Annotated in this window: 15 protein-coding genes; 4 read left to right on the plus strand and 11 right to left on the minus strand. The window is 71.0% G+C overall.

What is annotated here, in order from left to right:
• From I8N67_RS21680 to I8N67_RS21695, 4 genes are all read right to left on the minus strand, one after another.
• Positions 1–430 (minus strand): protease inhibitor (locus I8N67_RS21680; RefSeq protein WP_200304832.1); only part of this gene is annotated, 430 nt, incomplete at its 3' end.
• A gap of 462 nt (positions 431–892) precedes the next feature.
• Positions 893–2737 (minus strand): ricin-type beta-trefoil lectin domain protein, encoded by a 1845-nt coding sequence (locus tag I8N67_RS21685; RefSeq protein WP_200304833.1) that lies wholly within the window; start codon positions 2735–2737, stop codon positions 893–895.
• A gap of 667 nt (positions 2738–3404) precedes the next feature.
• On the minus strand, positions 3405–4598 hold the full coding sequence (locus tag I8N67_RS21690) for a N(5)-(carboxyethyl)ornithine synthase (RefSeq protein WP_200304834.1): 1194 nt from the start codon (positions 4596–4598) through the stop codon (positions 3405–3407).
• A gap of 65 nt (positions 4599–4663) precedes the next feature.
• The gene (locus tag I8N67_RS21695; protein WP_200304835.1) at positions 4664–4936 is read right to left on the minus strand and encodes a hypothetical protein; all 273 of its coding nucleotides are present in this window, start codon (positions 4934–4936) and stop codon (positions 4664–4666) included.
• 643 nt (positions 4937–5579) lie between these two features.
• Here I8N67_RS21695 and I8N67_RS21700 point away from each other — a divergent pair.
• Positions 5580–6665, plus strand: a complete 1086-nt coding sequence (locus tag I8N67_RS21700; RefSeq protein ID WP_200304896.1) for a fatty acid desaturase family protein — start codon at positions 5580–5582, stop codon at positions 6663–6665.
• Positions 6666–6728: 63 nt separating this feature from the next.
• Here the strand turns inward: I8N67_RS21700 and I8N67_RS21705 are convergent, their stop codons facing one another.
• The 4 genes from I8N67_RS21705 to I8N67_RS21720 all read right to left on the minus strand — a co-directional run bounded on the left by I8N67_RS21705 (position 6729) and on the right by I8N67_RS21720 (position 13028).
• The gene (locus tag I8N67_RS21705; RefSeq protein WP_200304836.1) at positions 6729–7106 is read right to left on the minus strand and encodes a toxin Doc; all 378 of its coding nucleotides are present in this window, start codon (positions 7104–7106) and stop codon (positions 6729–6731) included.
• Positions 7107–7109: 3 nt separating this feature from the next.
• On the minus strand, positions 7110–7355 hold the full coding sequence (locus tag I8N67_RS21710; protein ID WP_200304837.1) for a hypothetical protein: 246 nt from the start codon (positions 7353–7355) through the stop codon (positions 7110–7112).
• A gap of 143 nt (positions 7356–7498) precedes the next feature.
• Positions 7499–9742 carry a glycoside hydrolase family 9 protein gene (locus tag I8N67_RS21715; RefSeq protein ID WP_200304838.1) on the minus strand — a complete coding sequence of 748 codons (2244 nt, stop codon included), beginning with the start codon at positions 9740–9742 and terminating at the stop codon, positions 7499–7501.
• Positions 9743–9938: 196 nt separating this feature from the next.
• Entirely contained in the window at positions 9939–13028 is a 3090-nt protein-coding gene (locus I8N67_RS21720) for a glycoside hydrolase family 2 TIM barrel-domain containing protein (protein ID WP_200304839.1), read from the minus strand.
• A 261-nt stretch (positions 13029–13289) separates the two neighbouring features.
• On the opposite strand from I8N67_RS21720, the gene I8N67_RS21725 reads away from it, so the two are divergent.
• Positions 13290–15704, plus strand: a complete 2415-nt coding sequence (locus I8N67_RS21725) for a SpoIIE family protein phosphatase (RefSeq protein WP_200304840.1) — start codon at positions 13290–13292, stop codon at positions 15702–15704.
• A gap of 79 nt (positions 15705–15783) precedes the next feature.
• Here the strand turns inward: I8N67_RS21725 and I8N67_RS21730 are convergent, their stop codons facing one another.
• Complete coding sequence (locus tag I8N67_RS21730) at positions 15784–16707, minus strand: helix-turn-helix domain-containing protein (RefSeq protein ID WP_200304841.1); 924 nt, start codon at positions 16705–16707, stop codon at positions 15784–15786.
• A 64-nt stretch (positions 16708–16771) separates the two neighbouring features.
• Between I8N67_RS21730 and I8N67_RS21735 the strand changes: the two genes are divergently transcribed.
• The gene (locus tag I8N67_RS21735; protein ID WP_200304842.1) at positions 16772–17602 is read left to right on the plus strand and encodes a phytanoyl-CoA dioxygenase family protein; all 831 of its coding nucleotides are present in this window, start codon (positions 16772–16774) and stop codon (positions 17600–17602) included.
• Positions 17603–17788: 186 nt separating this feature from the next.
• Positions 17789–18676: a hypothetical protein gene (locus I8N67_RS21740; protein ID WP_234046071.1), complete on the plus strand. Its 888-nt coding sequence runs from the start codon at positions 17789–17791 to the stop codon at positions 18674–18676.
• 18 nt (positions 18677–18694) lie between these two features.
• Here the strand turns inward: I8N67_RS21740 and I8N67_RS21745 are convergent, their stop codons facing one another.
• Positions 18695–19360, minus strand: coding sequence for a response regulator (locus I8N67_RS21745; protein ID WP_200304843.1), 666 nt, complete (start codon positions 19358–19360; stop codon positions 18695–18697).
• The gene (locus I8N67_RS42795) at positions 19357–19851 is read right to left on the minus strand and encodes a sensor histidine kinase (protein ID WP_307835312.1); all 495 of its coding nucleotides are present in this window, start codon (positions 19849–19851) and stop codon (positions 19357–19359) included. The genes I8N67_RS21745 and I8N67_RS42795 overlap by 4 nt, the downstream gene beginning before the upstream one ends.
• Positions 19852–19916 lie beyond the last annotated feature (65 nt).

Below are 19916 nucleotides of genomic sequence, written 5' to 3' on the forward strand. Positions count from 1 at the left end.
AGGCGTAGAGGACGCTCGCGGCGGCCTCCTTCAGACACGGGTTGCCGAAGGTGCGCTCGTACGCGACGCGCCTGCCCTGCCAGACACCCTGGACGGTGACGACGACGGGGTCGTACTGCTTGTTGCACATCACCCCGGTTCTGCCGGCCAGCGCGTCGAGGTCCCCGCCGCTGCTCCGGAGTTCGGCACAGGCCTCGGCGGGCGCCGGGTGCGTGCCGGACGGCTTCGGCGCGCAGGTCAGGGTGACCGCGCGCGCGGGGGTGACGGTGGCCGCGCTCTCACCGTGGCCCGTGGTCAGGACCAGGGCCGAGGGGGCGTAGAGCCCGGACGTCGTGGGCTCGGGGGCGGCGACCGCGGAACCCGTGAGGGGTCCGCAGACAGCGGTGGCCGTCAGGGTGAGAGTCGCTGCCCAACGCGCGGTGTTCGGCATGGTGTGCATCCTTCCGCTCTGCTGGAGTCACCGGACGGCTTCGCCACATGTGTCGTGTATGCGAGACCCGTCCGATCGGTGCCGTATCGGCGAGCGCGAGTCTGCCGGGTCCGAGGCCGGAACACACATCGACCCCACAGGTTTCGGTAACTTTTAGTATTCAATCAGTGGCGTGAAGTTACGGAATTCGACCAAGCAAACCCCGAATCTGAGCGGTTCTTGATCGTCCGGAGTTTGCAGATGGCCGGATCTCCACGGCTGAGCAATCGGCCTGAAACATTCCGCTTCAGCCCTCGGAGGACCCGCCCGGCAGAGCCCCGGGCACCCCCAGCCCGTCCGGCGTTTGAGGACAGGGCCGTTCAGGCCGACAGCGGGGGTCTGGGGCGGCAGCCCCCAGGAACGGGATGGGACGGGTAAGGGCGGCGGGGGCGAAAAAACCGTCCCCGCCGCCCCAGTGACCCTCTACAGCCCCAACCCCGACAAAAGCTCCGGAAGTTCGAGCGACGTCAGCGGCAGCACGGACTCGGCGCCCGTCCCTGACTCGGAGTCGGAGTCGGACCCCGTGGTCGTACCGTCGCCGACCGACAGGATCGAGCCGCCCCGCTCGGCCTCCACGGAGGAACCAGGCACGGGGGAAGCCGTTTTCTTCGCCCCCGGCGACGGGGTCGCGTCGTCGACGCCCGCGCCCGGCTCGTCGGTGACGGGCTCGGTCTCGGGCGGGGGCACCTCGGAGCCCGAGACGGAGAAGGACTCGGGGCTGGCGGTCACGCCGTCGGTGAGCCACCGCTGCGCGTCGGAGTCGTCGCGGATCTTGACGACGACATCGGCCTTGGGCTCGGAGACGGTGGGGGCGACGGCGAGCCCCTCCCCCCACCGGGGCAGCAACTGGCCCCGCACGGTGAAGTCGTAGCGCACATCGTCCCCACGCCGGGAGTCCTCGTCCGCGCACGTGCCGAGAACGAGGACACCGGCGTCCACCTGGGAGTCGAGGCACAGTTCGGGGTCCGCGACACTGCGCAGCAGTCCGTCCTCCTCGTACGACCACTTCTGGGTCCAGTCGGAGGAGCACACCGCGAGTTCGGTGGAGGCTCCCTTCTCGGCCTCACCGCCCTGGATGTCGAGGCACAGATCGGCGGCCTGGTTGCGCAGCCGGGTCTGCTGCGGTGCCGTGGGCTGCCCGGCCATGGCGGGCGGCGTCGGTGAGGCGGAGTCGGAGGTGGTGTTCCCGGGGCCGGTGTCCGGCGCCGTGGCCACTCCGCTGGAGGCCGCGGGAGCGGCGCCGCTGCCGTCGTCCGACAGCAGCGCGGCACCGAGGATGGCCGCGAGCAGCGCACCCGAGGAGACGCCGACGGTGAGCAGCGCCCTGGGACTGCGCGCCGAGGAGGTGAGCCGGCGGCGCTGCGCGGGGATCTGGGAGAGCAGGCGGTGGCGACCGCCGTTGCCCGGACGTCTTGAGTTGCCCTTGTACGGCATGCGGCCGGGACGGGAGTCGAGATAGCGCCGGGCGCCCCAGCCGAGGGCGGCCTCGGCGATGACCCCGCCGAGACCGCCCTCGAAATGGCTGAGCTGCTCGGCGGCGTAACGGCAGTAGCGGCACTCCAGCAGATGCTGCTGGACATCCGGCAGCAGGGCGCCGCCGCGTCGAATCGGCACGTCGAGGAGCCGGTTGTAGAAGCGGCAATCCTTGGACGGCGCGAGTTCGCGATGCGCGCGGACGCAGCCCTCACGGAATTTGTCGCGCGCCTGTTCCAGCGTGGCCGCCGCGCTGTCCGTGTCCAGACCCAGCAGACCAGTGGGTATGGTTATCATTTCTGCTTCTACCTCGGTGTGCCACAGCAAGCACTGGGCGACCGCCGGGAGGGCCTGGAAAGAGCGCTCGACGAGCTTGCGATTTTCGGGCGTCATGGACTTCGCCGCCCGCATACCGCGGCCGCCTGCGGGTTTCCTCAGGTCCGGCAGCACACCGGACACTCCTCCTTCGGCGGACCACTCCTTGACGGTGTCGCGCGCCGCGACCAGGAGCCGGGGCCGCAGGGCGACTCCGGATTCGCCCCGCATCAGCCCGTCGAGCACCCGGTGGAACGCGGTCGCGGCCACCATCGAGGCGACAGCGGACCCGGTGGCGAGGCAGATGACCGCATAGTCGTACGTCGGTTGCCAGTGACGCGCCATCAACAGGGCGACCGGGTCGCCGGTGCCGCCGTCCGGCCAGCCCCTCAGCCGGGCGGCGAGAGTCTCGTCGGACTCGCCGGGGACCGGTCCGGGCGCGGGCGCATATGTGGGGCGGGGAGGGTGGGGGGTGTGCACAGAGCGGGTTCCTTCCAAGGCGCAAGATGGCACACGGAGTTGTGGCCGCCGAAAAGGGCCCTGGATTGGTGCGTACCTTTTTGGCGGGCGCCGGGAAAGCGGGTCGGAGGCCGAGCCGCACGATGACCGCCGACCTTGAGCCTTTTGGGCCCTTCGGCGACCGGAAAAGCCAAATGGCCTTTCTGGCCGGGCCATTGCCCATGCGCAGGAAGTTCACCCTTGCACAAGTTACTCATGGCTAACAAGGCACTTGGGCAACATCCGCATCACTAAAAGCAGGTCAGATGACCGGTACGAAGCCCTCCGCTTAGCAGAACGAAGCCTTCCGGTTCGCTGAAAATTCAAGCTTCCAAGCACCCCGTGTGAACCGTGCGCACTCCCCGGCGGCCCGCGCACGCTCCCGGTGCGGGTGTGGTTCGTTGTTCACTGAAAACGGCCGCCTCTGAAGGCCTCGCGCGAAACGGCGGCTCTCCCGCGCGAAACGGACCGCCGACCGTGTTCCTCCCGCCCTCGGTCGGCGGCCCCGGGGACGGCGGATCTCTCAGAGCACGTGTCCATGCGTCTGCGATCCCGGTCTCTCGCCATCCACGAGGGCAGCGCCGTGAAGGAGGTTGACCGGACGGTGACGCTCCCGCAGGGGAAGTGACCACGCCCGGTTCGGGCTGTGTCAGGCCGGCTGCGCGGAGGAGCGCGGCACCGGGGTGAGGGCGGGGGCCAGGCTCTCGGGTGTGTGGGGGTAGGCGGCTGTCCGGTGCTGGAAGGAGAGGATCTTCGGGTTCTGGACGACGCCGTCGCGGATCTCGATGGCCTTTCTGACCGTGACGTCGGTGTCCCATGCCGTGGGGCCGCTCATGACCTTGCGCAGGTAGGGAAGGAGCGCCTCACTGTTTTCCCAGGTGGCGGAGTTCCACAGGTGGGACGGACTGTGGTCCACCGCGTAGTAGTGGCAGCCCGGCCCCACCGCGGGCATGGGCTCGCCGAAGGTGGTCGGACGGGCCCATTCGAAGCCCATGCCCTCGTCGCAGGCGACGTCGATGAAGAAGGTCCCCGGCCGGAACAGGGCGAGTTCCTCTTCGGTGACGAACGTGAGCGGCGCGTCGGTGTCCTGCAAGACGCAGTTGACGATGATGTCGAACCCGGCCAGGTACTCCGCCAGCGGCACGGAACCGGCCGCGGTGAATGCCCGCAGGCGCGACGGATCGTCCTCCTGGTGCTCGAAGTGACCCATCACGACCGAGGGCATCGGCGAGGCGACCGCTGCCGCGGCACGTTGGGTGAGCACCGTGACGTCGGAAACCCCCATGGCGCCCAGGCCCGTGACGGCTCCGCGCGCCGTGGCGCCGAAGCTGATGACCACGGCACGCAGACGCCGCCCGTAGCTGCCGGTCAGCCCGCCGAGCTGCAGGGCGTGCAGCACCGAGCAGTAGCCCGCGAGCTCGTTGTTCTTGTGGAACACATGGACGCTGAAGGCGCCCGTGGACGTCCAGTGGTTCATGGCCTCCCAGGCGATCAGGGTCAGCCGTTTGTCGATGGCGAGCTGGGTCAGCTTCTCGTCCTGCACGCAGTGCGGCCATCCCCACAGCACCTGGCCCTCACGTAGCGCGGCGACGTCCTCGTGCATGGGTTTGGGCAGCATCAGCACATCGCATTCGGCGAGGAGCTGCTCGCGCGAGCGCAGGCCCGCCACGAGCGGTCCGAGCGTGTCGTCGGCGACACCGAACCGTTCGCCGTAGCCCTGTTCGAGGAAGATCCTCTCGCGTACGTCCGGGGCGATCCGGTCGAGGTGAGCGGGGTGCAACGGCAGGCGGAACTCGTTCTCCTTGCGGGAGGAGGCGAGTACTCCGAGACTCATCAGGCTCATACGCTTCCTCATCATTTCGTTCGCTTCGCTCTTCGCGTGCTTGTTGTGGCTGCCCGATATCCGCCTCAGGAGCCGGCGGCCCCGTGCCTGCGGACCCGCTCGGCCAGCGGGAGGGGCGTTTCGTCCAGACCGTCGACCGACCCGCTCGCCATGCGTGCGCACGTCCCGTGGCAGGCGAGGAGCTGCTTGTCGTCGCGGTGGGAAACCACCACCGCCTCCGGTTCGGGTACGTTGCGGTAGTCGGTGCCGCAGATGAGGCAGGCCAGTCCGGAGAGCATCTCCGCGGTCGGTTCGGGACGGCCGCGACGGCGGCCGGAGATCGAGTCCTGTGAATACATGCGTCCCGCATCCTCTTGATCGGTGCAAAGCGGTGCTGATCGGTTCAGAGCAGTGCTGATCGGTACAGGGCCGTGCGCGAGACGCAAGAATGCCTCGCGGATGTCCCGGAAACCGGGACATCCGCTACCGCGCCGCGCGGGACCGGATACGGAAGACGGCGTGACAGTGCGAGCCAGGAAACATGGTGCGGCTCGTTTCCGGCCGGATCCGATGTACGCCCGACCTGTGCCGTTGCCCGAGGGCGACGCCGAAACTGATGACGGCGTGCGAGGTGCGCTCGGTGCCGCAACCGTACTCCCCTCCGGACCCGGCACGTGCCGGATGCCTGACGCCCCGGAGCCGAGCCGCCGGGGCGTCACCGAGCCCTTCCCGGCTCAACCGGGAACATTTCCGGCGCACCGGACGTTGGGCCGAGTGGTGGTCGTTGAAGTTTGCGAACGTGGAAGCGCCCGCGGAGTTCTGGCAGCGGGCGTTTCGTCGTCTACGGGTTCCCTCCGACGGCCGGCGACCGACAGCCGCGGGATGGGGGCCTGCTCGCGCTGCGTTCACACCGATCCCCGACGGGTGCCACATCCGGCCCCCCGCCCCTCGCGCCGTGGGCAACGCCCCGTGCGCCCCGAAAGGAACTCCTTGACCACAGAGATCAGCGACCGGAGCACCGTCCCGGCACACCACACCGCGACGGGCGAAGCCCCGGCCGGCGGCCGGGGCAGCGACTACGCCGCGCTGTCCCGCGAGGTGAAGCAGAGCGGGCTGCTGAAACGGCGCCCGGGCTACTACTCCGTCAAGGTCGGCGTGAACCTGCTTCTGCTGGCCGCCGGCTGGACCGCGTTCGCGCTGATCGGGCAGTCCTGGTGGCAGCTGGTGACCGCCGCCTTCCTCGCGGTGATGTTCACCCAGACCGGGTTCATAGGGCACGACGCGGGACACCACCAGATCGCCGCCTCCAAGCGCGTCAACAACCTGCTCGGCCGCGTGCACGCCGACCTGCTGATCGGCCTCAGCTACGGCTGGTGGATCGCCAAGCACAACCGGCACCACTCCCACCCCAACCATGTCGACCGCGACCCCGACATCGCCGACGGCGCGATCGCCTTCACCCAGGACCACGCCCGCGTCCGCACCGGAGCGTACGCGTGGCTGGCGCGTCACCAGGCCTGGCTGTTCTTCCCGATGCTGCTCCTGGAAGGACTCGCCCTGCACGTCGCCGGCGTACGGGCGCTGCTCGACCGCACCGGCGCCGCGACCTCGCGGGCGACCAAGCTGGCCGAGGCGGGACTGTTGACGGCGCATCTCGTCGGCTATCTGGCCGCCCTGTTCCTGGTCCTGTCTCCCGTCCAGGCCGTGGTCTTCCTCCTCGTGCACCAAGGGCTGTTCGGCCTGTACATGGGATGCTCGTTCGCCCCCAACCACAAGGGCATGGCCCTGTTCGCCAAGGACGACAAAGTCGATTTCCTGCGTCGGCAGGTACTGACGTCACGCAACATCCGCGGTCACCGACTCACCGACTTCGCACTCGGCGGGCTCAACTACCAGATCGAACACCACCTGTTCCCCTCCATGCCGCGGCCCAGCCTGCGCCATGCCCAGGAACTCGTGCGCGCGTACTGCGCCCGGCACGGCATCGCGTACCACCAGACCGGGCTCTTCGACTCCTACGCCCAGGTACTGCGGCACCTCCACGAGGTCGGCGGCCCGCTGCGCCTGCGCCCCGAACTGGAGTACTGATCACTTCGCCGTCCGTGCCCTCTATGCCCTCTTGAACCCTGCGGATGCTCATACGTCGCCCGCTCAGATCTGCCAGGACCGCAGCCGGTCCGCCGCGCCGTAGATGTCCGTCTTCCCGGAGAGCAGGTCGCGCGCGAGGTCCACCAGGGCCCCGTACGGCGGGTCGATGCCGACGCCGCTGACGAACATGTACGCCACGGCCGTCGCGCAGGCGAAGCGGGCGTTGGCGGCCGGCAGGGGCTTGAGCAGGGCGAGGGTGTGCAGCAGCGCGGCGGCCCGCCAGGCCGGGTCGGTGTCGACGCCGAGGCGCGGCGGATCGACGCGGTGCCGGGCCACGGCGGCGACGAGTGCGGAGAAGTCGTTGATGGTGGGCTGCTCGGGCATGACCTCTTCGTGTCGCTGGAGCAGCCAGGGCACGTCGATGTGAATGACGGGAGCCATCGGTCAGACGGCCCGTCCTTCCACCTTCGCGGCGGGTTCGTCGTCCGGGAAGGCGGCGGCGAACTCGTCGGCGTGCGCGCTGAAGAACTGTCGGAACGCCTCCGCGCCCTCTTTCAGCGCCCGGTGTCGCACTATGTCGGCCGCGGCCGCCTCACGCACGAGCGCCTTCATCGACGTACCGCGCTCCTTGGCTATCTGCCGCAGGTCCTCTAGCTCACGGTCGCTGAACTCCACATTCAGAGCTGGCATGCGTCAACGGTACCGCGCGGGTACTTACCCGTAAATAGTCCCAGGTCACATGGCCTGCGATGCGGTACCGGCACCGCAAGGGCGCGGCCGACGTCCCGGGGGACATCGACCGCGCACGTTCGTACAAGGGACTCACGCGGGGCTCAGGTCTGGTCCGCCACGAACGACGCCATCCGGACCAGCGCCGCGTTCCAGTTGATCGTGTGTTCGTTGGTCGACCAGGACTGGATGTCGTCGATGTAGCAGAACTGGCCTATGCAGCCCTGGAGTTTGCTTTGCGCGAAAGGGTCCTGAATGCTCGAATTGGGGCCTCCGGCGAGCGTGCCGCGCGGCGGGTTGGGGAGGTCCGGGTCGAGCTGACGGGCGTACCAGCGGCTGTGCTGGTTGCGGGCGTCGGCCTCGCCGTAGCCCGTCACGTAGGAGATGTTGAGGGCGTTGCGGCCGAAGAGGTAGTCCATGCTCTGGAGGGCGCCCTCGCGGTACTTCGACGCCCCGCTGATGTCGTACGCCGTGGCGATGACGACCGCGTTGTTGAGGATCTGGTGGTTGGAGCCCCAGTCGTAGAGGTTGTCGCCCGGCGCGTACGGCATGCCGTACGGGTGTGCCTTCAGGGTGGCCAGGTAGCGGTCGGCGCCCTTGATCACCGACTGGCGGACCTTGTCACGGCCGGGGAGTCTGCTGGGGACGGTCGCCAGGTCGAGGCGGCCCGCGGCGGCCGTGCGGGCCCAGTCGAAGCCGAGGCCGCCGAAGATGTCGGCGGTGTGGACGGGTGAGTCTAGGACGTACTCCTGGAAGGCCTTCTCGCCGGTGGTGAGGTACAGCTGCGCGGCCGCCCAGTAGAACTCGTCGGTGACGTTGTTGTCGGAGTAGGTGCCGCCGCCGATGCCGTCGCTCTCGGAGGCGTGGATCGCGGGGTGTTCGAGGGCCGCTGCCCAGGCCGTCCGGGCCGCGTCGAGTGCCTTCGCGGCGAAGGCGCGGTCGTACGGGCGGTAGAGGCGGGCGGCCTGTGCGGCGGTGGCGGCGAGGTTCAACGTGGCCGCGGTGCTCGGGGGGTGCAGTTCGCGCTTCTGCGGGTCGTCGCTCGGCATCAGGGGCAGGCCGGTCCACTGCTCGTCGTGGATCTTGTGATGGGCCATGCCCGCGAGTGGCTGCCCGTCCGGCACCTGCATCTTCAGCAGGAAGTCCAGTTCCCAGCGGACCTCGTCCAGCAGGTCCGGCACCCTGTTGCCGCTCTCGGGGATGTTCAGCGAGCCGTCGCCGAGTTTCTCGCTCTGCCCGGTGCGGGCGTACAGGGAGCGCTCGTAGGTGCCCAGCACCTCCCAGGTGGAGATGCCGCCGTTGACGACGTACTTGCCGTGGTCGCCGGCGTCGTACCAGCCGCCGGTGACGTCGAGCGTGTAGTCGCAGACGCCGGGCTGGCAGGGCACCTCACCGTCGCCCTGGTTGGGCGCGACATCGACGTGGCCGGCGGCTCGGCCGTAGCCGGGGCGCAGGTCGTCGCTGATCGCGGTGCCGCTGCGCTGGGTGTAGTAGTACTTCAGCGAGTCGAGCCGCAGCCTTTCGTACGCGCTCGGGTCGATGTCGAACGGGCGGCTGGTCTCACCGTCGGCGACCAGCGTGAAGCCGGTGCCGCGCGCCCGGTACGCGCCGAAGTCGATCGAGTGGACGTTCTGCCCGGACGAGGCGTCGACGCCGCGCGGGGTGGTCCGCCCGTGGGCGACCACGGCGCCCGAGGCGTTCTTCAGCTGCCAGGGCAGTTTCGCGGCGGCGTCGGTGACCAGGGTGGCGTTCTTCGGCCCGGCGGGCAGATAGGCGACCTGGTTGACGCGCACCCGGGGCCCGGTGTCGGGCTCGTACACCTCCGGCGGGACCCCGCCGAGCAGCGACACGTCGTCCATGCAGAAGGTGAACGGGGCGGCGTTGCCGCCGAGTTGGAAGCCGACCTGGCCCTGGGTGGTGTCGACGGGCGAGGTGAAGGTGTAGGAGTACGAGTCGCCCGAGACGTTCAGTTGCGGGCTCACCTCGAAGTAGGTGTCGTACGGGGCCGCCGACAGGCCGACGATGGCGCGCAGGACGTTGCCCTGGGGTGTGCCGGACGCGGAGAAGGCGAACCGGTACGACTCGCCCTTGACGAGGGTGATGTCGTTCTGGCCGACGGCCGCGTCCCAGCGGTTGGTGGTACCGCCGGGGATGTCGGCGCAGAGGCGGCCGTCGGTGAGGCCGGCGGTGACGTTGCCGGTCGTCCACCAGGGGGCGGTGGTGGTGTCGAAAGTGCCGTTCTCGACCTGTTCGACCTCCTCGGCCTGGGCCGAGCCGGTGGGCAGCGCGGTGAGCGCCGCCGCGAGGAGGGCCGTTATGGCGAGCAGGGTGGTTCTGCGTCGTTTCACGTCTGGGCTCCTCGGGGGAGGTGGGGGCGCACAGCGGTGACGGATTGCGACTGGTGGCGTGGGAGCGCTCCCAGATGCGGACGATGGCCATGCTGTGCGAGACATGACTGTCCGTCAACGGTCCGGACGGGGCTGGTTTTCCGTCCGGACCGACGCGGCGGCTCCCCAGGGGGACGCGGCTGTGCGTCACCCGTGGTCAGAGTGCGAGGACGTCCAGTCTGCCGATCCGCAGCGCGCCGCGTGCCTCGCCCGGATGGCGGCTGGTCAGCGTGAGCCGGATCCGGGTGCCGCGCAGCGGGGTGAACGTGATCGCCGTGGGGGTGTCGGAGGCCGTGGCCCAGTCGACCTTCGTGCTCTCGGCGGGAACGTACCGTCTGCCGTCCCACACCGCGACTTCGACGGTCTCGGGAAGCGTGTGACCGGCGTCGACGGTGAAGGAGACCTCGACCCGGTCGACCCTCTGGGTCCTCCCCCAGTCGACCGACACCCAGTCCTCGGGCCGGGCAGCACTGAACGCGGGCAGCAGGGCCGTGGCCGCCTTGAGGAAGGCGTTGGACCAGCCGGTGGCGGGGTCGCCGTCGAGCATCGCGGCGGGCAGGGTGTCGGGGCGCCCTGAGTAACTGGCGTCGGCGAGCGGGTAGTTCGGGGCGGCCGGATGGTCGGGCGCGAATTCGGCGGCCGGGGTGGCCGACCCGCCCCGTGCCGCGGTGGCCCTGACGGTCACCTTTCCGGTGCGCAGGCCCGCCACCTCTGCCGTCACCTTCACCGAACCGGACTCGGTCCCGGACCGTACGATCGCGAGCGCCTTGCCGCCGAACGCGGTCCGGGTGGTGGCCTGGTAGCGCTCGGCGCTCTCCTCGCGGCCGTTGTCGAGCCCGGCCAGGGAGCCTCCCTTCACGTCGAAGGAGATCAGGTGCTGGGCGTCGGGCACGACGGTGCCCCGGGCGTCGACGACCTCGGCGGTGACGAAGGCGAGTGAACGCCCGTCCGCCGCGAGGGACTTGCGGTCGGCGGTCAGGCGCACGGCGCGCGGTTCGCCGGCGGTGCGCAGGACGTCGGTGGCGACCGTCCTGCCGTTCCGGCGCGCCACCGCCTTCAACTCACCCGGCGCGTAAGGGACTTTCCAGGTGAGGTGCAGTTTCCCGGCACTGCCGTTGGGGCTGGTGTAGCTGCCGGGATAGGGGCCGTCGGTGAAGGTCTTGTCGTCGCCGGTCGCCTCGGTGGTCTCCAGGTAGGGCCGCCCGTCGACGGTCTTCTTCTCGTCGAACTTCCGTGTCCCGAGGGACCTTCCGTTGAGAAACAGCTCGACGGTGTCGACGTTGGAGTACGCCCATACCTCGACCGTCTCGCCCTTCTCGTGGTTCCAGCTCATCGGCAGCAGATGCACCATGGGCTCGCTGATCCACTGGCTCTGGAACAGGTAGTACATGTCCTTGGGGAAGCCGGCCGTGTCGACGGCGCCGAAGAAGGACGCCTTCACCGGGAAGACGTCGTACGGCGTGGGCTCGCCGATGTAGTCGATGCCGGACCAGAGGAACTGCCCGGCGAACCACTTCCGGTCGCGGTCCTTCTTGTGCCCGTACTCGCCGCTCATGGTCCAGGAGGCGAGATTGTTGTCGTACGACGAGACGCCCCGCTTGCCGGGGGTGTGGTTCTCTCCGGTGTTGAGGCGCTCCGGCTCCTGGTAGACGCCTCTGGTGGACGTCTCCGAGGACGACTCCGACTCGAAGAGGAACAGGTGGGGATAGCGGGCGTGCAGCGCGTCCACCGACTTGGCGGTGTTGTAGTTGAGGCCGAGGCCGTCGAGCTTGGCCAGGATCAGGTCGCCCGGGGTGCCGGGGGCGGGGACGCTGCGGTGGCGGTGGGAGCCGATGACGACGGGGCGGGTGTCGTCGGCGGCCTTGACGGCGGCGATCAGCCGGTCCGCCATCGCGAGGCCGGCGGTGGAGGTGAACTCGGAGACCTCGTTACCGACCGACCACATGAGGACGGCGGGCGAGTTGCGGGCCGCCAGCACCATCTCGGTGGCGTCCCGGTCGGCCCACTCGTCGAAGAAACGGCCGTAGTCGTAGCGGGTCTTGGGGCTCTTCCAGCAGTCGAAGGCCTCCACCGTCATCACGATGCCCAGTTCCTCGCAGATCTCGATCATCTCCGGCGAGGGCGGGTTGTGCGAGGTGCGGAAGGCGTTGACCCCCATCGACTTCATGATCGTCATCTGCCGACGGATCGCGTCGGCGCTGACGGCGGCGCCGAGCGCGCCCAAATCGTGGTGGAGGTCGACGCCCTTGATCTTGTGCGGGGTGCCGTTGAGGTGGAAGCCCTCGTCCGGGTCGAACCGGAAGGTACGGATGCCGAAGGTCGTGCGGTGGGTGTCGGTGGTTCTGCCGCCGACCCTCAGCTCGGTCTTCAGGGTGTAGCGGTGCGGCGTCGCCAAGTCCCACAACTTCGGGTCTCGCACGGTGAGTTCATGGGTCTCGGTCGCCGTGTCGGTGACCGCCACCGTGGAGGAGGTACGGGCGACGGTGCGGCCCCGGGCGTCGACTATCCGGGAGACGACCTCGACGTCCGCCGCATCGCCGGAGGCGTTCGCCACGGAGGTCCGTACGCGGACGAGGGCGCGCTCCTCGGTGATGTCCGGCGTGGTGACGTACGTGCCCCAGCGCGCCACGTGGACCGGGTCGGTGACGACGAGGCGGGCCTCGCGGTAGATGCCGCTGCCGGAGTACCAGCGGCTGCTGGGAAGCCGGTTCTGGACCTTGACCGCGATGACGTTCTCGGTGGTGCCGTCGGTGTGCAGCAGGTCGGTGAGGTCGAAGGCGAAGCCGGTGTAGCCGTAGGGGTGGCGGCCGACCTCGGTGCCGTTGCAGTAGACGTACGAGTCCATGTAGACGCCGTCGAACTCGACGGAGACCCGCTTGTCCGCGAGCGCGGGCGGCAGGATGAAGGTGTTGCGGTACCAGCCGAGGCCGCCGGGGAAGAAGCCGGTGCCGCTGGTGGTGTTGTGCTGGGTGGTCGGGGCGAGCTCGATGCTCCAGTCGTGCGGGACGGCGACCTGGCGCCAGGCCGAGTCGTCGTGGCCGGGGTTCGCGGCGTCGGTGTACTCGCCGGTCGGGTCGGTGATGCCGCCCGGGTTGACGAGGGCGAAGCGCCAGCCGTCGCGGAGCGGGATGCCGCGGCCGGTGGACGAGGGTCTCGCCCGGGCCGCGGCGGCCGCGGTGCCCGTCAGCCCTCCCGCCATCGGGGCGGCGGCGCCCGTGATGAGTAAGGACCTGCGTGTGACGGTCATGGTGTTCCCTTCGTCGAACGTGCGGGTGGACGTTCCGGGAGCCGTGAAGCACAAGGCCCCACAAGCACTCACAATTGATCGTGACCAAACAGAATCTGACGACGTGCCCCAGGGACGTCAAGAGCCCCTCGTATCACTTGGCGAACGTCGGCACCGCAAACTCCGCAGGGCTGTGGGTTTCCGGTCCGCTTTCCCGGCGTAGCGCATAGGCTCGATTTCGCCCGTAAGCCAGTTCGGTCCGGCGGAATGGAACTCGCGACGATGAGGAGCCGCAAGGTAACGCACGGTGATGCACCTGCGTATGCCCTGGACGGTGCCGCGACCGCGCGGGCGGTCATGGACGGCGAAGGCACCATCGTCGAGTGGAGCGAGGGCGCCACCCGCCTGCTGGGCTGGCCCGCCGAGAAAGTCGTGGGACGCCCCGCCGAGGAGCTGCTGGCCGAGGGGGGCTCTTTGCTGCCGCCCCCGCCGGGCAGCCTCATCTGGAGCGGCACGCTCACGTTGCGTCACCGTGACGGTCAGAAGGTGTCCGCGTGGCTCCTGGCCCATCGCCGGAGGCCGAAGGACGGGGACGGCAGCGGCGGCTGGCTCATTCTCTGCCCGCTGGACGATCCCGGCCCGCTGGTGCGGGAAGATCCGCTGGCGGCGGCGGTCATGGTCCAGTCGCCGTGCGCCATGGCGGTCTTCGACGACCGGCTCCGGCTGCGCGGTATCAACGACGTGATGGCGGACGCCGTGGGGATGCACGAGGAGAACCTCCGGGGCCTGCACATGTCCGAGATCGTGGGCGGACGGCAGGGCGAACGGCTGGAGCAGCAGCTGCGCGAGGTGCTCGCCCGGGGCCGGCGCGTGGACGTACAGACCTTCCTGCGGGCCGCCGACGAGAACCGCGCCCACGCCTGGTCGGCGGCGATCGCCCCGCTCACCGACGACTCCGGTGTGCCGATCGGGGTCTGCGTCACCGGGCACGACATCACCGAGCAGTACCTGGCCCGGCAGCGACTGCAGCTGGTGAACGAGGCGAGCATCCGCATCGGCACCACCCTCGATGTCCGGCGTACCGCCCAGGAGCTGGCCGACGTGTGCGTCCCGGCCCTCGCCGACTTCGTCAGCGTCGACCTCATGCAGTCCGTCGACCACGGCGACGAACCCCTCGAAGGCCCGCTCTCCGCGCCCTTCACGCTGCGCCGTGCCGCCCACCAGTCGATCACTCCCGGCTGTCCCGAGGCGGTGGTCGAGGTGGACGGCACGGATGTCTACCCGGCCACCTCGCCGCAGGCGGCGTCTCTGTCGGTCGGGCACACCGTCGTGGCGACGGACCCGGCCAACACGCTGGTGGACTGGCTCGCCTGGGACCCCAAGCGCGGTGCCCGGGTCAAGGAGCTGGGCATCCACACCACCATGTCGGTACCGATCCGGGCCCGGGGCACCACCCTCGGCGTGGCCGTCCTGACCCGTTTCAAGCGGCTCGACCCGTACACCGCCGACGACGAACTGCTCGCCGAGGAGGTGACGGCCCGGGCCGCCGTCTGTATCGACAACGCCCGCCGCTACTCCCGCGAGCGGGAGACGGCCCTCGCCCTCCAGCGCAGCCTCCTGCCCCAGACCCTGCCCCGGATGCCCGCCCTGGAGGCCGCCTCCCGGTACCTTCCGGCGGCCCAGGCCGGGGTCGGCGGCGACTGGTTCGACGTCATCCCGCTCTCCGGGATGCGGGTCGCCATGGTCGTCGGCGACGTCGTAGGGCACGGCGTCCAGGCCTCGGCCACCATGGGCCGCCTGCGGACCGCCGTACGCACCCTCGCCGACGTCGACCTCGCCCCGGACGAGCTGCTCACCCACCTCGACGACCTCGTCGTACGGCTGTCCGCGGAGGCCGGCAGCGAAGGTGTGACGGGCGAGGTGGGCGCCACCTGCCTGTACGCCGTCTACGACCCGGTGACCCGCCGCTGCACCTTCGCCAGGGCCGGGCACCCGCCGCCGGTCGTGCTGGACCCGGACGGACAGCCCATGGAGGTGCATGTGCCGTCGGGACAGCCCCTGGGTCTCGGCGGACTGCCCTTCGAGTCCGCCGAGCTCGAACTGGCCGAGGGCACCGTCGTCGCCCTCTACACCGACGGACTGATCGAGACCCGGGACCGGGACATCGACGCCGGTCAGGAGCTGCTGGCCAGGGCCCTGTCCGGCCGCAAGGGCCCGCTGGACGACATCTGCCGGGACGTCGTCCAGTCCCTCCTGCCCCCGAACGGCGCCCCCGACGACGTGGCCCTGCTGCTGGCCCGCACCCGTGGGCTCAAGGCGGCGCAGGTCGCGACCTGGGCGATACCGGCCGACCCGGCGTTCGTCTCGCGGACCCGCCAGTACGTCCTGACGCAGATGGCGCTGTGGGGCATCAGCGAGTCGGCGTTCACGGCGGAACTGGTCGTGAGCGAGCTGGTCACCAACGCCATCCGGCACGGCGCGCCGCCGATCCAGCTGCGGCTCATCCACAACGAGACCACCTTGATCTGCGAGGTGTCGGACGGCAGCGGCACGGCCCCGCATCTGCGCCGCGCCAAGACCTTCGACGAGGGCGGGCGCGGCCTGCTGCTCGTGGCCCAGCTGACCCAGCGGTGGGGCAGCCGGCACACGGAGGACGGCAAGACGATCTGGGCGGAGCTGACGTTGTCGGAGGAGTGAGGCGCTCGGCACGGGCGCCGTCCCCGCCGTGCTCCTCGGGGAGTTCTCCGGCGCCGCTCCCTGTGCCGGGCCGCCGGCCTCAGCCGGAGCCGGCGTCCCTCAGCCCCTGCCGGTACTCCCCCGGCGGCGCCCCGTAGCGCTGCCGGAACGCTCGGCTGAAGTGGAACGGGCTGCCGAACCCGGAGGCGGCGGCCACCCGTTCGACGGGCAGTTCGGTGGCCTCCAGGAGCCGGGCGGCGTGGCGGAGGCGGGCGTGGCGGAGGGCGCGCATCGGGGAGTGGCCGAGCTGTTCGGTGAAGAGGTGCGCGAAGCGGGACGGGGAGAGGGCGACGCACTCGGCGAGGGTGCGGACGGTGTGCGGGGCGCCGGGGTCGGCGGTGATCAGGTCCTCGGCCCGGCGGATCCTCGGGTCCACCCCCGCCCGGCGGGGCTCGGCCCGGGCGGCGGTGAGCAGCACGATCTCCTCCAGGGAGCACAGGGCGAGTTCGCGGGCCGCCGCGCCGTGCGCCACGGCGATCTCGCCGTCCACGGCAGCGGATTCCGGCGACGGCGGTGTGCCCTCCCCGGTCCAGCGGGCGTCGGCGAGCATCCTTCGGAAGGCCGCGTCGACGCGCTCGCGGATTCCGCCGGGGGCCGACGGGACGGCGTAGAGCCGGTCGCCGTTCCCGTGCGGGCGCAGCCAGACCGTCCAGGACGCCCGCGCCTGGCAGTGCACCCACCAGAACGCCCAGTGCCCGGCGCCGGGCCGCACCGCGTAGTGCTGCGCTACGTCCGGGCCGAGGACCACGAGGTCACCCGGGCCCGCGGCCGTCTCCGCCGCGCCCTGCCTGAGCAGGCCTTCACCGCCCGTGGTCCAGGTGAACAGCCAGCTGCCCGCGCCGCGCGGCCGGTTCACGGCGTACGGCGGCCGCGAGTCGAACCGCCCGATGATCACCTGGCCGGGCGGCGGTGACGGATCGGCAGTGACAGCAGTCTCAGGCAGGTCGTCAGCACGCACAGGCATCCTCCCGAACAGCGCTCGGACCTAGCGTGGAGCACGGTTGACGACGGTGGGAAGGGACGCACGGATGACAGTCACAGGCAAGAGCGAGTTCGAGGGCATGCACAGGGGCGAGTTCGAGGAGAACGGCTATGTGGTGGTGCGGGGGCTGTTCCCGCCCGCCGAGACCGATGAGCTGTGCGGCCGGTTCACGGCCCTCACGGCGGGCGGCCCGGTGCCGGGGCACTTCGAGCCACGCCCGCCCACGGCCGAAGGACCGGCCGAAGCACCGGCCGACCCGCTGCACGTCCACCCCCGGGTCATGCACCCGCACCGCATCGACGACCTGTCGCTGCGGGTGCTCCTCGACGTCCGGCTGCGGGACATCCTCCAAGGGCTGCTCGGGGAGGAGGTCCTGGCCGCGCAGAGCATGTTCTACTTCAAGCCGCCGGGCGCCCGGGGGCAGGCGCTGCACCAGGACAACTTCTATCTGCGGGTCGAGCCGGGCACCTGTGTGGCGGCGTGGATCGCCTGCGACGTGATCGACCGGGACAACGGCGGCCTGGAGGTCGTGCCGGGGACGCATCGTATGGACCTGTTCTGTCCGGAGGAGGCGGACTCGGTGGTGTCCTTCGTCCGCGAGTACGTACCGCCGCCGCCCGGCCTGGCCCCCGTACCCGTCGACATGGCGCCGGGCGACGTCCTCTTCTTCAACGGCAGCCTCGTGCACGGCTCCCAGCCCAACCGCACCACCGACCGTTTCCGTCGCTCCTTCATCGGCCACTACATGGGGCGCTCCGCCGAACGCATCGGGCGCTACTACGACGCGCTCACCATGAACGGCGAGTCCCATCCCCTGCCGGAGAGCGAGGGGGCCGGCCCGTGCGGCACGGAGTTCGAGGCGGCGGGCGCCCACTGACGGCGACCCGGAGCGCGAAGGACAGCGGGCGGCCATGAACACCCGCATCCCGCTCCGGCAGCCAGGTGACAGCGCGGCGTGGGAGGCGAGGGCACGGTCGGGCGCTCCCGCATCCTCGTGGCACCTGACCGGCGCCGGGCCGGTCGCGGCCGTGAGTCGTAGGTCGTACCGGAGGAAGCGGTGCCCATGCCACGCCTGATGTCCTGGACGAAACCCCGTGCGACGCACCGTGGGCTGGTGGCGGCGGCCGTGCTGGCCGCCGCCACCGGCTTGGCCGCCCCGGCCGCGTCCACGCCGGGTCACCCCACCGCCGCTCCCCCGGGACCGGCCGCTCCCTCGACGCTGTGTGTGCCGGCGGGCACCCTGCGCGGCGAGGACGGGCAGCGGGCGTCCGTCAGCCTGTGCGCGACCGACGGCACCCCGACACTGTCCGTCTCCGCCCCGGCCGCCTGCGAACACCCGGGCGGGGAAGGCCCGTTCACCTGCCTGACCGCCGGTACCTGGACCGCGCGTCGCGACGGCCGGCCGGTCGCCTCGGGGCCGCTGCCCGGCGGCCGGGACTACCCGGGGCCCGGCACGTACGACATCAGCGCCTTCGTGCGGGTGCGCTCGGCGCCCGCCGGTGTCGACCTGCGCGGCGAGGTGCACGCCACGCTCACCCTGACCGCGCCCAAGCCGGACCCCACCCACCGGGTCGAGGTGGACGGGGGCGCCCTGCGGCGCGATTCCGTGACGACGCTGACGTACACCGTGGCCCGGGACAGTGAGCGGGGCGACGACAGCGCGCGGTTCGGGCTGATCGGGGAGGAGGGCGTGGGGATGGAGCTCACCACGTCCGACGCGCGGTGCGGGAATCCACTGCCGGGCCGCTTTCCGTCGGCGGAGCGGACACCGCACGTCGTGGACTGTGCCCTCACCGGGCTCCAGCCGGGCCGTTCCACCACCGTGACCGTGCGGGTCTCGGTGAAGGACACCTGCGGCACGATCGTCTCGAAGCTGGGCTACTGGATCCCGCAGGGGCAGAACCTGTACACGGGCGGCATGCTGGCGGGGCCCACGGTCGGCTGCGCCTGAGCGTCCGCCCGCACCGGCTCAGCCGAGTTCGAGCAGGCCCCGCCGGACCGCCTCGGACACGGTGCCCGCCCGGTTCTCGGTGCCGAGCTTGCGGTAGACGCGGACGAGGTGGGTCTTGATCGTCGCCTCGGTCAGATGCAGGGCGGCGGCGATGGACCGGTTGCTGTGGCCCCGCGCGAGCAGCCGTACGACCTCGATCTCCCGGTCGCTCAGAACGGCCCCCGGATCGGTCAGGCGACCGGCGAGGTGTCCGGCGGCCTCCGGGGCGAGACCCATGCCTCCGGCCGCCGCGGCGCGTACGGCCCGGAACAGTTCCTCGGGCGGGCCCGCCTTGAGGACGTAGCCGCGCGCGCCGGCCGACATCGCCCGTACGACGTCGGCCTGGGTGCCGGAGCTGGTGAGCACGACGACGTGGGTGCCGGGGGCCTCGGCGGTGATCCGCCGGGTCGCGTCGAGGCCGCCCGCCCGGTCGCCGGGGGCCGTGTCGTCGGTCAGGCGGAGGTCCATCAGCACCACGTCGGGGCTCAGCCGCGCGGCCAGGCGCACGGCCGTCTCGCCGTCGCCGGTCTCGCCGATGACATCGAAGCCGGGTTCGCCGGTGAGGAGGGCGCGCAGCCCGGCGCGTACGACGACGTGGTCGTCCACGATCAGGACTCGGAGCGGCGGAGGGGCCGGGGTGCTCACCGGCGGCCCGCCAGGGCGAAGGCGCCCACCACGGGCAGGGTGGCGCGGGCCAGGGTGCCTCGGCCGGGTGCGCTGCGGACGGTGAGCGAGCCGCCGAGGGCGCCGAGCCGCTCCCGGCCGGCGGTCAGGCCGAGGCCTCGCTCGCCCGGCTCCGCCGTCGCCGCCGGGTCGAAGCCCACGCCGTCGTCCCGTACTTCGACGGCGACCGTGGTGGTGTCGCGGTGGTCGAGGGTGACCCAGACGTGCCGGGCGCGGGCGTGTTGGCAGGCGTTGGCCAGCAGGCCCTGGGCCGCGCGGAGCAGGGCGGCGGCCCGGTCCGGGGGCAGGTCGCCGGGTGCCTTGGTGCGGAACTCCACATGTACGGGGGTGGCCGTGTCGCGGGCGCAGAGGGAGCGCAGGGCGGCCGTGAGGTCGTCGTGTTCCAGGGCGGGCGGGGTGAGGTCGCGGATGATGGTGCGGGTCTCGGCGAGGTTGGCGCCGAGCGCGTCCACGACCGTCCTGATCTGTGCCCTGTCGGCTGCCGAGGGGGACGGCCGAGGACCTCGACGTGTGACGG

It is taken from the genome of Streptomyces adelaidensis (genome assembly GCF_016598475.1).
Taxonomy (GTDB): Bacteria; Actinomycetota; Actinomycetes; order Streptomycetales; family Streptomycetaceae; genus Streptomyces; species Streptomyces adelaidensis.

Bases quoted from the DNA above. Each gene is read 5' to 3' on its own strand.
- I8N67_RS21690 (WP_200304834.1), bottom strand. From the start codon at position 4,598: ATGAGCCTGATGAGTCTCGGAGTACTCGCCTCCTCCCGCAAGGAGAAC.
- I8N67_RS21695 (WP_200304835.1), bottom strand. From the start codon at position 4,936: ATGTATTCACAGGACTCGATCTCCGGCCGCCGTCGCGGCCGTCCCGAA.
- I8N67_RS21705 (WP_200304836.1), bottom strand. From the start codon at position 7,106: ATGGCTCCCGTCATTCACATCGACGTGCCCTGGCTGCTCCAGCGACAC.
- I8N67_RS21710 (WP_200304837.1), bottom strand. From the start codon at position 7,355: ATGCCAGCTCTGAATGTGGAGTTCAGCGACCGTGAGCTAGAGGACCTG.
- I8N67_RS21720 (WP_200304839.1), bottom strand. From the start codon at position 13,028: ATGACCGTCACACGCAGGTCCTTACTCATCACGGGCGCCGCCGCCCCG.
- I8N67_RS21725 (WP_200304840.1), top strand. From the start codon at position 13,290: ATGAGGAGCCGCAAGGTAACGCACGGTGATGCACCTGCGTATGCCCTG.
- I8N67_RS21730 (WP_200304841.1), bottom strand. From the start codon at position 16,707: ATGCCTGTGCGTGCTGACGACCTGCCTGAGACTGCTGTCACTGCCGAT.
- I8N67_RS21735 (WP_200304842.1), top strand. From the start codon at position 16,772: ATGACAGTCACAGGCAAGAGCGAGTTCGAGGGCATGCACAGGGGCGAG.
- I8N67_RS21740 (WP_234046071.1), top strand. From the start codon at position 17,789: ATGCCACGCCTGATGTCCTGGACGAAACCCCGTGCGACGCACCGTGGG.